The organism is Klebsiella sp. PK01 (genome assembly GCF_057624675.1).
The window spans coordinates 95,225-111,050 of sequence record NZ_JBYEZM010000007.1; the positions used below are offsets into that span (position 1 = coordinate 95,225).

The window sequence follows — 15,826 nt, forward strand, 5'->3', positions numbered from 1 at the left end:
TGTTTCCGCGAGAGCACCGTCATTTACCGTCGTATTTCCAGATCATTAAAATTTTCGAACCAGCCAATGAAGACTGGTATTAATCACTTTTAAAGGAATATTTATGCGTGAATTAACCTATAACGAAATGTCTGATGTGAGCGGCGGCTTTGGCCTGTTGTCCATTCCTGCGGCAGTTGGTTTACTGGTCAGCATTCCGACGATTGTCATCGGAGCGATAACCGGGCCCTTTACGCTGGGCGCAGGCTTCGCGGTAATGGCGGCAGGCATCGTCGGTACCAGTCTTGCCGGCGCGGCAATGATCGTTAGCATTTGTACGCCGATTCTGTAACTTGCTACGGCATGTGGAGTTTCTCCGCATGCCATTTACCGCTCTTCTCTTTTTATGCATTGCCGCGGCTAACGACATAGCCACTTACCGGTAAAACCCGTATCATTGCGCATCCTGCCAACAATAAACGAATTGCTATGACCCAGACATTTATCCCCGGCAAAGATGCCGCCCTGGAAGATTCCATCGCTCGCTTCCAGCAGAAACTGCTCGACCTCGGATTTGATATCGAAGAGGCCTCGTGGCTGAATCCGGTACCACACGTGTGGTCCGTTCACATTCGCGATAAAGAGTGCGCGCTGTGCTTTACCAATGGTAAAGGCGCAACTAAAAAGGCGGCGCTGGCTTCCGCGCTGGGCGAATATTTCGAACGTCTGTCTACCAACTACTTCTTCGCGGACTTCTGGTTAGGCGATACCATCGCCAACGGTCCCTTCGTTCATTATCCGAACGAAAAGTGGTTCCCGCTGACGGAAGATGATGAAGTACCGGAAGGCCTGCTGGATGCCCGCCTGCGCGCCTTTTACGATCCGGACGATCAACTGACCGCCAGCATGCTCGTGGATCTGCAATCCGGCAACGACGAGCGCGGCGTCTGCGGCCTGCCGTTTACCCGTCAATCAGACGGCGAAACCGTCTATATTCCGATGAACATTGTCGGCAACTTGTACGTTTCCAACGGCATGTCAGCGGGTAATACCCCGAATGAAGCGCGCGTGCAGGGCTTGTCTGAAGTCTTTGAGCGTCATATCAAAAACCGTATCATCGCAGAGAGCATCAGCCTGCCGGAGATCCCGGCTGAAGTCATGGCGCGCTATCCGGGCGTCGTTGAATCTATCGCCAAACTGGAAGCCGAAGGTTTCCCGATCTTCGCCTACGATGGCTCTCTTGGTGGTAAATATCCGGTTATCTGCGTAGTCCTGTTTAACCCGGCTAACGGCACCTGCTTCGCCTCTTTCGGCGCCCATCCGGATTTCGGCGTGGCGCTGGAGCGTACTGTTACCGAACTGCTACAAGGCCGCAGTCTGAAAGATCTCGACGTCTTTACCCCTCCGACCTTTGATGACGAAGAAGTTGCCGAGCACGCCAACCTGGAAACTCACTTCATTGATTCCAGCGGCCTGATCTCCTGGGATATGTTTAAACAGGATGCCGACTATCCGTTCGTTGACTGGAATTTCTCCGGCACCACTGAAGAAGAGTTCGCCACCCTGATGGCTATCTTCAAAGCCGAAGATAAAGAAGTCTATATCGCCGACTACGAACATCTGAGCGTCTACGCCTGCCGGATCATCGTTCCGGGGATGTCCGATATTTATCCGGCGGAAGACCTGTGGCTCGCTAATAACAGCATGGGCGCACACCTGCGCGACACTATTCTCTCCCTGCCGGGTAGCGAGTGGGAAAAAGAAGATTATCTGGCGCTCATCGAGCAAATGGACGATGAAGGACTTGATGATTTCACGCGCGTCCGCGAACTATTAGGCCTGGCAACCGGCAAAGACAATGGCTGGTATACCCTGCGTATCGGCGAGCTGAAAGCGATGCTGGCCTTGGCCGGCGGCGACCTTGAACAGGCGTTGATTTGGACAGAGTGGACCATGGAATTCAATGCCTCCATCTTCAGCCCTGAGCGCGCCAACTATTATCGCTGCCTGCAAACGCTGCTGTTGCTTAGCCAGGAAGAAGAGCGCCAGCCGCTGCAGTACCTGAATGCCTTCATCCGTATGTATGGCGCGGATGCTGTGGAAGCCGCTAGCGCCGCCCTGAGCGGAGAGGCGCCATTCTATGGCCTTCAGGCGGTCGATAACGATCTGCGCGCTTTCCCGGCACATCAGTCTTTACTGAAGGCCTACGAAAAGCTGCAGCGGGCAAAAGCGGCCTTCTGGGCCAAATAACCCATTAGGGGTAAACCATAACGTTACGGGGCCGCCAGCGGCTCCGTTTTTTTATGATTTGCTCCAAAACCACGCCATTTTGTAGGTGCAAAGTTAACTATAAGTAAAATCCAAACATTGATGATATTTAGATTGTTAATTTTAATAAAAATACTCCATTTTAATTAACCGTAAACAATGGTCACTCATGGAAATTTTCAACATTATTTGCAAATATTAAAATTTAGTTTTTCATTAAAAATCAAAAAGATAAAGCCACAACAGGCTAATTCCACACGCAAAATGGGCCTATGACTCCGGTAGGATATGATCTACATCAAATTCCCTTCTATAATGCTTTGTTAGTATCACACCGCCAACTTATATAAAGAGAGAGTTAGTGTGAAAGCTGACAACCCTTTTGATCTTTTACTCCCTGCCGCGATGGCGAAAGTCGCCGAAGAAGCAGGTGTCTATAAAGCGACGAAACATCCGCTGAAGACGTTTTATCTGGCGATTACCGCAGGTGTCTTCATCTCCATCGCTTTTGTGTTTTATATCACGGCGACCACCGGTACTGCCGCAATGCCTTTCGGGATTGCCAAACTTATCGGCGGGGTATGCTTCTCACTAGGTCTGATTCTTTGCGTCATCTGCGGTGCTGACCTTTTCACCTCGACCGTACTGATCGTCGTGGCGAAAGCCAGCGGGCGTATTACCTGGGGTCAGCTGGCAAAAAACTGGCTTAACGTCTATGTTGGAAACCTGATCGGCGCGCTGCTGTTTGTACTGTTAATGTGGTTATCAGGCGAATATATGACTGCCAACGGCGGCTGGGGCTTAAATGTTCTGCAAACTGCAGACCACAAAATGCACCACACGTTTATTGAAGCCGTCTGCCTGGGTATCCTGGCTAACCTGATGGTGTGTCTGGCAGTCTGGATGAGCTACTCCGGCCGCAGCCTGATGGACAAAGCGATGATCATGGTGTTGCCGGTTGCGATGTTTGTCGCCAGCGGCTTTGAACACAGCATCGCTAATATGTTTATGATCCCGATGGGTATCGTAATTCGCAACTTTGCAAGCCCGGAATTCTGGACCGCTATCGGTTCAACTCCGGAGAGTTTTTCTCACTTAACCGTTATGAACTTCATCACTGATAACCTGATTCCAGTCACTATCGGAAACATCATCGGCGGTGGTTTGTTGGTTGGGTTGACATACTGGGTCATTTACCTGCGTGGCGACGATCATCATTAATGGTTGTCTCAGGCAGTAAATAAAAAATCCACTTAAGAAGGTAGGTGTTACATGTCCGAGCTTAATGAAAAGTTAGCCACAGCCTGGGAAGGTTTTGCGAAAGGTGACTGGCAGAACGAAGTCAACGTACGTGACTTTATCCAGAAAAACTACACCCCATATGAAGGTGACGAATCCTTCCTGGCTGGCGCAACTGATGCGACCACCAAGCTGTGGGACAGCGTAATGGAAGGCGTTAAACAGGAAAACCGCACTCACGCGCCTGTTGATTTCGACACTTCCCTCGCATCCACCATCACTTCTCACGACGCGGGCTACATCGAGAAAGCGCTCGAGAAAATCGTTGGTCTGCAAACTGAAGCCCCGCTGAAACGTGCGATTATCCCGTTCGGCGGTATCAAAATGGTTGAAGGTTCCTGCAAAGCGTACAATCGCGAACTGGACCCGATGCTGAAAAAAATCTTCACCGAGTACCGTAAAACTCACAACCAGGGCGTTTTCGACGTATATACCCCGGACATCCTGCGCTGCCGTAAATCCGGCGTACTGACCGGTCTGCCGGATGCTTACGGCCGTGGTCGTATCATCGGTGACTATCGTCGCGTTGCGCTGTACGGTATCGACTTCCTGATGAAAGACAAATTCGCCCAGTTCAACTCGCTGCAGGCGAAACTGGAAAGCGGCGAAGATCTGGAAGCAACCATCCGTCTGCGTGAAGAAATTGCTGAACAGCATCGCGCGCTGGGTCAGATCAAAGAGATGGCGGCTAAATATGGCTACGACATCTCCGGTCCGGCGACTACCGCTCAGGAAGCTATTCAGTGGACCTACTTCGGTTACCTGGCCGCCGTTAAATCTCAGAACGGCGCGGCAATGTCCTTCGGTCGTACTTCCAGCTTCCTGGATATCTACATCGAACGTGACCTGCAGGCGGGTAAAATCACCGAGCAAGACGCGCAGGAAATGGTTGACCACCTGGTCATGAAACTGCGTATGGTTCGCTTCCTGCGTACCCCGGAATATGATGAACTGTTCTCCGGCGACCCGATTTGGGCAACGGAATCTATCGGTGGTATGGGCGTTGACGGCCGTACTCTGGTAACCAAAAACAGCTTCCGCTTCCTGAACACCCTGTACACCATGGGGCCGTCTCCGGAGCCGAACATCACCATCCTGTGGTCTGAAAAACTGCCGCTGAGCTTTAAGAAATTCGCCGCTAAAGTATCCATCGATACCTCTTCTCTGCAGTACGAGAACGATGACCTGATGCGCCCGGACTTCAACAACGACGATTACGCTATCGCATGCTGCGTAAGCCCGATGATTGTTGGTAAACAAATGCAGTTCTTCGGCGCTCGCGCTAACCTCGCGAAAACCATGCTGTATGCTATCAACGGCGGCGTTGATGAAAAACTGAAAATGCAGGTTGGTCCGAAATCTGAACCGATCAAAGGCGACGTCCTGAACTTCGACGAAGTTATGGAGCGCATGGATCACTTCATGGACTGGCTGGCTAAACAGTACGTCACCGCGCTGAACATCATTCATTACATGCACGACAAGTACAGCTACGAAGCCTCTCTGATGGCGCTGCACGACCGTGACGTTATCCGCACCATGGCGTGTGGTATCGCAGGTCTGTCCGTTGCTGCTGACTCCCTGTCTGCTATCAAATATGCGAAAGTTAAACCGATTCGTGACGAAGACGGTCTGGCTGTTGACTTCGAAATCGAAGGCGAATATCCGCAGTTTGGTAACAACGATGCTCGCGTCGATGACATGGCCGTTGACCTGGTTGAACGTTTCATGAAGAAAATTCAGAAACTGCATACCTACCGCAACGCTATCCCGACTCAGTCTGTTCTGACCATCACTTCTAACGTCGTGTATGGTAAGAAAACCGGTAACACCCCAGACGGTCGTCGCGCTGGCGCGCCGTTCGGACCAGGTGCTAACCCGATGCACGGCCGCGACCAGAAAGGTGCTGTTGCTTCTCTGACCTCCGTTGCTAAACTGCCGTTTGCTTACGCTAAAGATGGTATCTCTTACACCTTCTCTATCGTACCGAACGCGCTGGGTAAAGATGACGAAGTTCGTAAGACTAACCTGGCTGGTCTGATGGATGGTTACTTCCACCACGAAGCGTCCATCGAAGGTGGTCAGCACCTGAACGTGAACGTCATGAACCGCGAAATGCTGCTCGACGCGATGGAAAACCCGGAAAAATATCCGCAGCTGACCATTCGCGTATCTGGCTACGCGGTACGTTTTAACTCCCTGACTAAAGAACAGCAGCAGGACGTTATTACCCGTACCTTCACTCAGACCATGTAATTCCCTGTCTGACTGAAAAAGCGTACAATAAAGGCCCCACATCAGTGGGGCCTTTTTAACAAGTGATTCCCTGCCCCAGCCTGCTTTGCCAGTTATCTATACTTTGGGTACCTGTCAAAACAGACTTAACACAGCCGGTTTGAGCTGTGCATCATAGGCCCTGGAGGGCCGAATCCGGAGATATCACCGCAATGTCAACTATTGGTCGTATTCACTCCTTTGAATCCTGTGGCACCGTCGATGGCCCAGGTATCCGCTTTATTACCTTCTTCCAGGGCTGCCTGATGCGCTGCCTTTACTGCCATAACCGCGACACCTGGGATACCCATGGCGGTAAAGAAATCACCGTTGAAGAATTGATGAAAGAAGTGGTGACCTATCGCCACTTTATGAATGCTTCCGGCGGCGGCGTCACCGCCTCCGGCGGCGAGGCGATCCTGCAGGCGGAATTTGTCCGCGACTGGTTCCGCGCCTGTAAAAAAGAAGGTATCCACACCTGTCTGGATACCAACGGCTTCGTACGTCGCTACGATCCGGTGATTGACGAACTGCTGGAAGTCACCGATCTGGTGATGCTTGACCTTAAGCAGATGAACGATGAAATCCACCAGAACCTGGTCGGCGTTTCTAACCATCGTACGCTGGAGTTCGCCCAGTATCTGTCGAAGAAAGGGATTAACGTGTGGATCCGCTACGTCGTGGTTCCCGGCTGGTCTGATGATGACGATTCCGCGCATCGTCTGGGTGAATTTACCCGCGATATGGGCAACGTCGAGAAAATCGAACTCCTGCCCTACCACGAGCTAGGTAAACACAAATGGGTCGCGATGGGCGAAGAGTACAAGCTTGACGGCGTACATCCGCCGAAGAAAGAGACCATGGAGCGGGTGAAGGGTATCCTTGAGCAGTATGGTCATAAGGTGATGTACTAAACCGACAGCGGGCCGGAGGTGCTCTCACGACGGCCCGCAACTATAATAGAACCAATCCCGTCGATAACGGCACACTATGAACGCAATACCGTCTGCCCACAGGAACATTCATTTCATAAACGGACTACGCGCGGCCTTCGCCGCGCGCCAGAATGTTTACGCGTGTGCCACCGGCGTCGGATGATGCCCGGCTTTGCGCAGCAGCGTCAGCAGGTAAATAAACGATACGCTGGCGATCATAATAAACAGTAGGTTATCAGAGAAGTTCTGCATCAGCATTGCCGTCAGGGTCGGCCCCAGCAGGCTGCCGATGGTATAACTCATCAGCAACGCCTGGTTCATCGCTACCAGTTGATGGTGTTCAACCTTCTCGCAGGCCCAGGCCATCGCCACCGGATACAGAGTAAAACCGGATGCGCCGAGCACAAAAAGCGCTGGCGCCATTGCCGCCTGGCTCAGCATCGCCAGACAGCCCAGAATCACCACAAAGACCTGTACGCGCAGCACCAGCAGGCGGCCATAGCGGTCAGCCAGACGCCCGACCGGCCACTGCCCGAGAATGCCTGCGCTAACCATCACCGCCATCCAGAAACCAATACCGGAATCGCTGACGCCCTGGTGGTTCAGCCACAGCGGCATCAGGCCGTATAGTGAACCAAGCACGATACCGGAGATAATGCAGCCATTCACACCGTGGCGCGCCTGACGCAGTTTCAGCATCGGCCAGATACGTACCGTTTCATGCGGTTCGTCCGCCTGGCTCATAATACGCGTAAACAGCAGCGGCAATATTGCCGCCAGCGCCAGACCGGTAACCCACGGCAGCACGCTCATTAAATCGGTCGGTAATTTGCTGACCATCAGTTGACCCAACACGGTACCGACGTAATAGACCATCATGTATGCCGCCAGCAGTCGACCGCGGCTGCGGGAGGTACCGCTGCACACCAGGGCGCTTTCCACCACCACCCAGATCATCGCGCAGCCCACCCCGGCAATAAAACGCCAGCTCAGCCATGTCCAGAAGCCGAGAGTAATACCCAGGCCAACGCAGCCAACGGCAAAAATTAATGACGCCAGGTAATAGCTACGGTTAAACCCCAGACGTTTAATGACCCAACCGGCAAATAACGTGCCCACCAGATTGCCGGTAAAATAAGAGGAGCCGACCATCCCAACCTGCCAGGTTGGCATATTTTCATGGGCGAGCCAGAGCGGGACAAGCGTATTTAAAACCGCGATTGCCAGCGTCAACAGAAGCAGGCCACAGAGCAACATTTGCACTGGGCGAGTGTAGATGGTCATGGGTGTTAACCGTGAGGAAGTTCAGATTTCGTGCGCATCATGACACCGCTGTAAACATTGTCAATCCGCCAGAATTCAGGCCTGACGCGGTTTTCAGGGCAACGATAGAAGTTTTTTATCCAGCGGAACGGTAACGGAATTATTCTTTATATTATTCCATTGTTTTTATTAATTTATTGGAAAACGAAGAAGGAAATATCAGTAGAAAAATTTCATCAATCAACCGCATTTTTTAATCACGCCGGAATAAACTTCCGGCGTGATTACTCGCGATTAACTGGCGATTGCCATACCGACGGTCATATGCAGACCATAGAATACGCCGCGACCAATCATCTCACCAACCAGCACCAGCGCAAACGCCAGGCCCAACAGCGGCAATGCGGGCTGATAACCTTTAAGCTGCGGTACAATCCAGCAGACCAGCGCCAGCACTAATGCGACCGTCCGCCATGCCATCAATGAACCATAATCCGGCACCAGCGCGGAAGCCTGTTGAATCGAACTATGGATAGTCGCCAACTCGCTGCCCTGGATCAGCGCGACGGTCACGCTAATCACCAACGCCACCAGCATAATCACCGGCAATAAACGCATCGCCCAACCATCTACGCCCGCGACACGCAGCAGCAGATAACCCAACAGCGGCCCACCGATAAACAGGGTCAGGAAGAAGTTGAGCGGCGTCCAGATGGTGTACCAGGTGGGCACCGTATCGATGGTGTTATATACGCGGATCATCATCCAGACGAAGATGACGCCGAGGATCATGGTGACGACCAGCCACAGACTACGCAGCCCAGACGACAGTTTATTTACCACCGCCAGCAGCCAGCCAATCCCACCGACGGCAAAGAAAAGCGCGCCGCTGGCGATTTCATTGCTTAACGATGATGCGCCAACGCGGTTCAGCGAATTGAACGCGCGCATAGGTGAACCAAGGTGCATGGTGGAGGCGATAAAGCCGATCCCCATCAGCACCCATAGCCCAAACATGCTCATTATCACCCGCTGCTGCTGCTCGCGCGAAAGTTCGCCCTTCATCAACGCCAGCGCGAGAACGATAAAGCCCCCGGCGACGCATTGGCCAAAGACCGTGAAAATCATCAACGGCCATTCATGCCATCCATTTCCCATTTCAGACCTCCTTCGGATTGGCCAGATAGCCGGTGGTATCCCCACACGGACGGCTGTTGGCGTTAGGTTTTATCACAATGCTCGGCCTGGTGAAGTGCGCTGAAGGCAGCGGCGCCACGGCGGCCAGCTGGCCGTGTTTTTCCCGCAGTTCGGCAATCGGCCCGAAGTCCAGCGCGCGCAGCGGGCAGGACTCGACGCAAATCGGTTTCTTGCCTTGTGCGATACGCTCGTGACAGCCGTCGCATTTGGTCATATGTCCTTTAGCGGCGTTGTACTGCGGCGCGCCATACGGGCAGGCCATATGGCAGTAGCGACAGCCGATGCACACCTCTTCATTGACCACTACAAAACCGTCTTCGCGCTTGTGCATCGCCCCGCTCGGGCAGACCTTGGTGCACGCTGGGTCTTCACAGTGGTTACAGGCGATAGAAAGGTAATAGGCAAAAACGTTCTGATTCCAGACGCCGTTGTCCTCCTGCCAGTCGCCGCCGGCATACTCATAGATACGACGGAAGCTGACGTCCGGCGTCAGGTTCTTGTAGTCTTTACAGGCCAGCTCGCAGGTTTTGCAACCGGTGCAACGGGCGGAATCGATAAAAAATCCATACTGAGTTGTCATCGGTTACTCCTTACAGCTTTTCAACCTGGACGAGGTTGGTATGCGATGGGTTGCCTTTCGCCAACGGCGACGGACGTTGAGTCGTCAGCACGTTAATGCTGCCGGCCTGATCCACGCGTGAAGCGTCCGGGTTATACCAGGCGCCCTCGCCCAGCGCGACAACGCCCGGCATCATACGCGGCGTCACTTTCGCTTCGATATGCACTTCGCCGCGGTCGTTGAAAATGCGAATGCGATCGCCGTTGGCGATGCCGCGTGTGTGCGCATCGATCGGGTTAATCCACATCTCCTGGCGGCAGGCTGCCTGCAGGACATCAACGTTGCCATAAGTTGAGTGGACGCGAGACTTGTAGTGGAAGCCCGTCAGCTGTAGCGGATATTTGGCGGACAACGGATCGTTGTAGTTTTCAAACCCCGGGGTGTAGATCGGCAGCGGATCGATCACATCGCCTTCCGGCAGTTCCCAGGTCGCGGCAATTTTGGCAAGCTCCTGGGAATAGATTTCGATTTTGCCCGATGGCGTAGTCAGCGGATTGGCCTGCGGATCTTCACGGAAGGCTTTATACGCCACATGATGCCCCTGCGGGTCACGCTGCTTGAAGATCCCCTGCTGGCGGAAAGTATCGAAATCCGGCAGTTCGGGAATCGCTTTACGCGACTGCTCATACAAATAGCGCATCCAGCCTTCCTGAGTGCGGCCTTCGGTAAACTTCTCCGCCACCCCCATGCGTTTCGCCAACTCGGAGGTCATCTCATAGATGGTTTTGCATTCGAAACGCGGTTTAATCGCCTGGTCGGCAAAGATGACGTAAGACATATTGCCGCAGGAGGCATCCAGCGCGAAGTCCATCTGCTCCGAGGCGGTACAGTCCGGCAGCAGAATATCGGCGTATTTCGCAGACGACGTCATGTGGCAGTCGATTACCACAATCATTTCGCACTTCTTATCGTCCTGCAGGATTTCGTGGGTGCGGTTGATCTCGGAGTGTTGGTTGATCAGGCAGTTACCCGCGTAGTTCCAGATCATCTTGATCGGTACATCGAGCTTATCTTTGCCGCGTACGCCATCACGCAGCGCGGTCATTTCCGGACCACGTTCAATCGCGTCGGTCCACATAAACATGGAGATGCTGGTCTCTACCGGGTTATCCAGCGTCGGCATGCGCTCGAAAGGCAGGCTATATGATCCTTCACGCGCGCCGCTATTACCGCCATTGATCCCAACGTTACCGGTCAGAATGGCGAGCATGGAGATGGCGCGGGTGGCGATTTCGCCGTTGGCGTGACGCTGCGGTCCCCATCCCTGGCTGATATACGCCGGCTTCGCCGTCGCAATCTCGCGAGCCAGTTTCACAATGCGCTCACGCGGGATCCCGGTAATGGTGGATGCCCACTCCGGCGTTTTAGCGATACCGTCGGAGCCCTGACCAAGGATGTAAGCTTTATAATGTCCATTAGACGGCGCATCGGCAGGCAAGGTCTTCTCGTCGTAGCCGACGCAGTATTTATCGAGGAAGGGCTGATCGACCAGATTTTCAGTAATCATCACCCACGCCAGCGCTGAAATGAGCGCCGCGTCGGTTCCCGGACGAATTGGGATCCATTCATCTTCACGCCCGGCTCCGGTGTCGGTATAGCGCGGATCGATAATGATCATGCGGGCATTGGATTTCTGCCGCGCCTGCTCAAGGTAGTAAGTGACCCCGCCGCCGCTCATGCGCGTTTCGCCAGGGTTATTGCCGAACAGCACCACTAACTGACTATTTTCGATATCCGACGGGCTGTTGCCATCGGCCCAACCACCATAGGTGTAATTCAAACCAGCCGCAATCTGCGCCGATGAATAGTCGCCATAATGATTGAGATAGCCGCCGCAGCAGTTCATCAGACGAGCAATCAGGGTTTTACCCGGCGGCCAGGAGCGAGTCAGAGTCCCGCCGAGCGTACCGGTTCCGTAGTTCAGATAGATAGATTCGTTGCCATAATCTTTAATCAGGCGCTGCATATTGCTGGCGATAGTGTCGAATGCCTCTTCCCAGCTAATTTGTTCGAATTTTCCTTCACCGCGTTTGCCGACGCGCTTCATCGGATATTTCAGCCGGTCGGGGTTATAGACGCGGCGGCGCATAGAGCGGCCGCGCAGACAGGCGCGAACCTGATGCAGACCGTCATAGTTATCGTCGCCGGTATTATCGGTTTCTACATACTTAATCGCGCCGTCAACCACGTGCATACGCAGCGGGCAACGGCTGCCGCAGTTAACGGTGCAGGCGCTCCAGACCACTTTCTCACTGACTGGCGCCAGCGTATCAGCGGCGTGCGCAATACGCGTGAAGGGTAAGGTCAATGCGTTGCTGGCCATCGCCAGACCGCCTATCGCCGTGGTTTTCATCAAACCACGTCGGCTAACTTCGGCAGCCAGTAAAGCATCGGGTGCTTTGATTTTCATAGATACTCGCTTTGGTTGCTCACAATAAGCTGACAATCGTTATATAATTTTATATATATCGGATTTTATTGGCTTTTTATGCTGTATTAATCCAAAGGGAGTATCACCGGATTTACTGAGGGGATTATTGCCCGGTATCAATAAGGATATAAAAAAAGCGCCCGCAGGCGCTTTTAAGGAAAGAGCAGAAAAGATTACCCGATATACTCGAGGCCGCGCATATACGGGCGCAGGACTTCCGGGATCTCGATACGGCCATCGGCCTGCTGATAGTTTTCCATCACCGCAACCAGCGTACGGCCAACCGCCAGACCAGAACCATTCAGAGTGTGAACGAGACGAGTCTTTTTGTCGGATTTGCTGCGGCAACGCGCCTGCATACGACGCGCCTGGAAATCCCAGACGTTGGAGCAGGAAGAAATTTCGCGATAGGTATCCTGCGCCGGAACCCACACTTCGAGGTCATAGGTTTTACAGGCGCTAAAGCCCATATCGCCGGAACACAGCGCTACCTTACGGTACGGCAGACCCAGCAGTTGCAGAACCTTCTCAGCGTGGCCGGTCATCTCTTCCAGCGCCGCCATAGAGTCTTCCGGACGTACGATCTGCACCATTTCAACTTTGTCGAACTGGTGCATACGGATCAGACCGCGGGTATCACGACCATACGAACCCGCTTCAGAACGGAAGCACGGCGTATGGGCGGTCATTTTAATCGGCAGATCGTCTTCGTCGATGATTTCGTCGCGGACCAGGTTGGTCAGCGGCACTTCGGCGGTCGGAATCAACGCATAGTTGCTGCTATCGGCTTCTTCTTCCAGCGGACGAGTATGGAACAGGTCGCCGGCGAATTTCGGCAACTGGCCAGTACCATACAGCGTGTCCTGGTTCACCAGATAAGGAACATAGTTCTCGCTATAACCGTGCTGTTCGGTGTGCAGATCCAGCATAAACTGCGCCAGCGCGCGGTGCAGGCGGGCCAGTTGGCCTTTCATCACCACGAAACGGGAACCGGTTAGCTTAACGGCGGCGGCGAAGTCCAGCCCCCCGTGCATTTCACCCAGCGTAACGTGGTCGCGCACCTCGAAATCGAACTGACGCGGTGTACCCCAGCGGCTGACTTCAACGTTGTCGTTTTCGTCGCGGCCAACCGGCACGTCATCGTGAGGAATGTTCGGGATCGCCAGCGCGATATCGCGAATTTCCGCCAACAGCGTTTCCAGCTCGGACTTTGCGGCATCCAGCTGTTCGCCAAGCTTGTTCACTTCCAGGCGTAATGGCTCGATATCTTCCCCGCGCGCTTTCGCCTGGCCAATGGATTTCGATCGGGAGTTACGCTCCGCCTGCAGGTTTTCGGTTTGAACCTGCAGAACTTTACGACGCTCTTCAAGAGCGCGCAGTTTATCTACATCCAGCTTAAAGCCCCGGCGTGCCAGTTTTTCTGCGACTGCGTCTGGCTCGGTACGCAGCAGATTGGGATCGAGCATGCTTATCCTGTGCTTATCGAATTTAAATAGGAAAAATGGCCGCAAACTACGGCCACGGAAATATAGGTAATAACCTTACCGCAACGCCACAATTAGCGGTAGCGTTTTATCTGGCTATTTTGATCCAGTTCGGCAAGCCAGGCGAGCTTTTCAGCGATTTTGCCCTCGAGCCCCCTGTTTGTTGGCTGATAATAGCGCGTTTGCGCCATTTCCTGCGGGAAATACTGCTCGCCGGCGGCGTAGGCGTTAGGTTCATCGTGCGCGTAGCGGTATTCCTGACCATAGCCCATCTCTTTCATGAGTTTGGTCGGCGCATTGCGTAAATGAACCGGCACGTCGTAATCAGGGCGATCGCGGGCGTCGGCCAGCGCAGCCTTAAAGGCGGTGTACACCGCATTACTCTTCGGCGCGCAGGCCAGATAAACAATAGCCTGAGCAATAGCCCGTTCGCCTTCTGCCGGCCCAACGCGGGTAAAACAATCCCACGCGGAAATGGCCACCTGCATAGCCCGGGGATCGGCGTTGCCGACATCCTCAGAAGCGATAGCCAGACAACGGCGCGCAACATACAGCGGGTCGCCGCCCGCGGTAATGATCCGTGCGTACCAGTATAATGCCGCATCCGGGGCGCTACCGCGCACCGACTTATGTAACGCGGAAATAAGATCGTAAAAACGGTCGCCTTTATTATCAAAACGCGCGCTACGCTCGCCGGCAATTTCGGTAAGCAGTTCGGCTTTCAGCACTCGCTTGCCCGAATCGTCGCTTTCAGCCATATCGGCCATCATTTCTAACGTGTTCAACGCCCGACGCGCGTCGCCGTTGACCAGTTCGGCAATAGCCTTGCGAGTTTCATCTGGCAGGACAATATCTTGCCCGCCGTAGCCGCGCGCTTTATCGCCCATCGCCTGGTTAAGCACCTGCTCGATATCATCCGTGGTCAGCGACTTAAGTAAATAGACGCGGGCGCGGGAAAGCAAAGCGGAATTAAGTTCGAATGACGGGTTTTCGGTCGTCGCGCCAATAAAAGTAATGGTGCCATCTTCGATGTGCGGCAGAAAGGCGTCCTGCTGACTTTTATTGAAACGATGCACTTCGTCTACAAACAGGATAGTGCGCCGACCGGCGTTGCGGTTTTGCCGCGCGCGCTCGATAGCTTCGCGGATCTCTTTGACGCCAGAGGTGACGGCCGAGATACGTTCGACATCGGCATTGGCGTAGCGTGCAATCACTTCCGCAAGGGTAGTTTTACCGGTGCCCGGCGGCCCCCACAGGATCATCGAGTGCAGATGCCCGGCCTCAATCGCCCGCGGTAGCGGTTTACCCGGCGCCAGCAGGTGCTGCTGGCCAATGTACTGCGCTAAATTTTCTGGCCGCATACGGGCGGCCAGAGGTTGAAACGCGTTATCGGAAAAATCGAGCGAAAAGTTGCTCACATTCGCCTCTACTTACGTTGATCGTCCACCGTCACCCCTTGCGGCGGTGTAAAAGTGAACTTAGATGCGTCGACGGCGCCATTCTGCTGCGACTTCAGCTGGTAGCTGCTGCGCTGATCGTCTTGCTCAACAGCGCTGAACTGATGGATAGTGCCGTCACGGCCCACATTGATAGTGAACTGCTTCAGGTTGCCGTTACCGCTTTTCGGCGTCAGCACAAAATCATCGCCGTTTTGCTTGATGTTGTATTGCTGCCAGTCCGCTGACTGGTTGCGGGCGATCAGCATGAACGGCGTGTTGCTGGTCGCGTTTTTCAGCCAGGTCGCGGTTGCCTGCTCGACAAACGGGTTGTAGAACCACAGCGTTTTCCCATCCGACACCAGAATACTTTCATCCGGCTGGGTCATATGCCAGTTGAACAGATTCGGGCGTTTCACCCACAAATCGCCCTGCCCGTCCTGCACGGCATTGCCGCTTGCGTCGGTTACTTTCTGAGTGAAGCTGGCATGGAAGCTGCTAACTTTATCCAGACGGCTTTTTAAGTCGCCGGCAGCGTCTGCCCAAACCTGGCTTACCACGAAGCCAGACAATAATGCACAGGTGATGGCAAGTTTCTTCATTGTTGATCCTTATTGTGCGTCACTCCCGACGCGGGAGCC

The 15,826-nt window shown here is 53.8% G+C and carries 12 protein-coding genes; 5 read left to right on the forward strand and 7 right to left on the reverse strand.

From position 1 onward, the window contains the following. Window positions 1-103 precede the first annotated feature (103 nt). The 5 genes from AC22LX_RS20740 to pflA all read left to right on the forward strand — a co-directional run bounded on the left by AC22LX_RS20740 (window position 104) and on the right by pflA (window position 6,734). Window positions 104-331, forward strand: coding sequence for a hypothetical protein (locus AC22LX_RS20740; protein WP_045395746.1), 228 nt, complete (start codon window positions 104-106; stop codon window positions 329-331). A 137-nt stretch (window positions 332-468) separates the two neighbouring features. Continuing rightward, complete coding sequence (gene ycaO, locus AC22LX_RS20745) at window positions 469-2,229, forward strand: 30S ribosomal protein S12 methylthiotransferase accessory factor YcaO (protein WP_045395749.1); 1,761 nt, start codon at window positions 469-471, stop codon at window positions 2,227-2,229. A gap of 381 nt (window positions 2,230-2,610) precedes the next feature. Further along, window positions 2,611-3,468, forward strand: coding sequence for a formate transporter FocA (gene focA, locus AC22LX_RS20750; protein WP_015367477.1), 858 nt, complete (start codon window positions 2,611-2,613; stop codon window positions 3,466-3,468). 51 nt (window positions 3,469-3,519) lie between these two features. Next, entirely contained in the window at window positions 3,520-5,802 is a 2,283-nt protein-coding gene (gene pflB / locus AC22LX_RS20755; protein ID WP_015367478.1) for a formate C-acetyltransferase, read from the forward strand. A gap of 191 nt (window positions 5,803-5,993) precedes the next feature. Beyond that, window positions 5,994-6,734, forward strand: coding sequence for a pyruvate formate lyase 1-activating protein (gene pflA / locus AC22LX_RS20760; protein ID WP_015367479.1), 741 nt, complete (start codon window positions 5,994-5,996; stop codon window positions 6,732-6,734). A gap of 156 nt (window positions 6,735-6,890) precedes the next feature. Here the strand turns inward: pflA and AC22LX_RS20765 are convergent, their stop codons facing one another. The 7 genes from AC22LX_RS20765 to lolA all read right to left on the reverse strand — a co-directional run bounded on the left by AC22LX_RS20765 (window position 6,891) and on the right by lolA (window position 15,787). Further along, window positions 6,891-8,039: an MFS transporter gene (locus AC22LX_RS20765; protein WP_045389472.1), complete on the reverse strand. Its 1,149-nt coding sequence runs from the start codon at window positions 8,037-8,039 to the stop codon at window positions 6,891-6,893. 273 nt (window positions 8,040-8,312) lie between these two features. Then, complete coding sequence (locus tag AC22LX_RS20770; RefSeq protein WP_045395752.1) at window positions 8,313-9,176, reverse strand: dimethyl sulfoxide reductase anchor subunit family protein; 864 nt, start codon at window positions 9,174-9,176, stop codon at window positions 8,313-8,315. 1 nt (window position 9,177) lies between these two features. Next, a complete protein-coding gene (locus tag AC22LX_RS20775; RefSeq protein ID WP_487334183.1) occupies window positions 9,178-9,795 on the reverse strand; it encodes a DMSO/selenate family reductase complex B subunit in 618 nt (205 codons plus the stop codon). A gap of 10 nt (window positions 9,796-9,805) precedes the next feature. Continuing rightward, window positions 9,806-12,244, reverse strand: a complete 2,439-nt coding sequence (gene dmsA, locus AC22LX_RS20780) for a dimethylsulfoxide reductase subunit A (RefSeq protein ID WP_487334184.1) — start codon at window positions 12,242-12,244, stop codon at window positions 9,806-9,808. A 194-nt stretch (window positions 12,245-12,438) separates the two neighbouring features. Then, window positions 12,439-13,731 (reverse strand): serine--tRNA ligase, encoded by a 1,293-nt coding sequence (gene serS, locus AC22LX_RS20785; RefSeq protein ID WP_015367484.1) that lies wholly within the window; start codon window positions 13,729-13,731, stop codon window positions 12,439-12,441. Window positions 13,732-13,823: 92 nt separating this feature from the next. After that, window positions 13,824-15,167 carry a replication-associated recombination protein RarA gene (rarA, locus tag AC22LX_RS20790; RefSeq protein ID WP_045396235.1) on the reverse strand — a complete coding sequence of 448 codons (1,344 nt, stop codon included), beginning with the start codon at window positions 15,165-15,167 and terminating at the stop codon, window positions 13,824-13,826. Between the two features lie 8 nt (window positions 15,168-15,175). Next, window positions 15,176-15,787, reverse strand: coding sequence for an outer membrane lipoprotein periplasmic chaperone LolA (lolA, locus tag AC22LX_RS20795; RefSeq protein ID WP_015367486.1), 612 nt, complete (start codon window positions 15,785-15,787; stop codon window positions 15,176-15,178). Window positions 15,788-15,826: the final 39 nt, after the last annotated feature.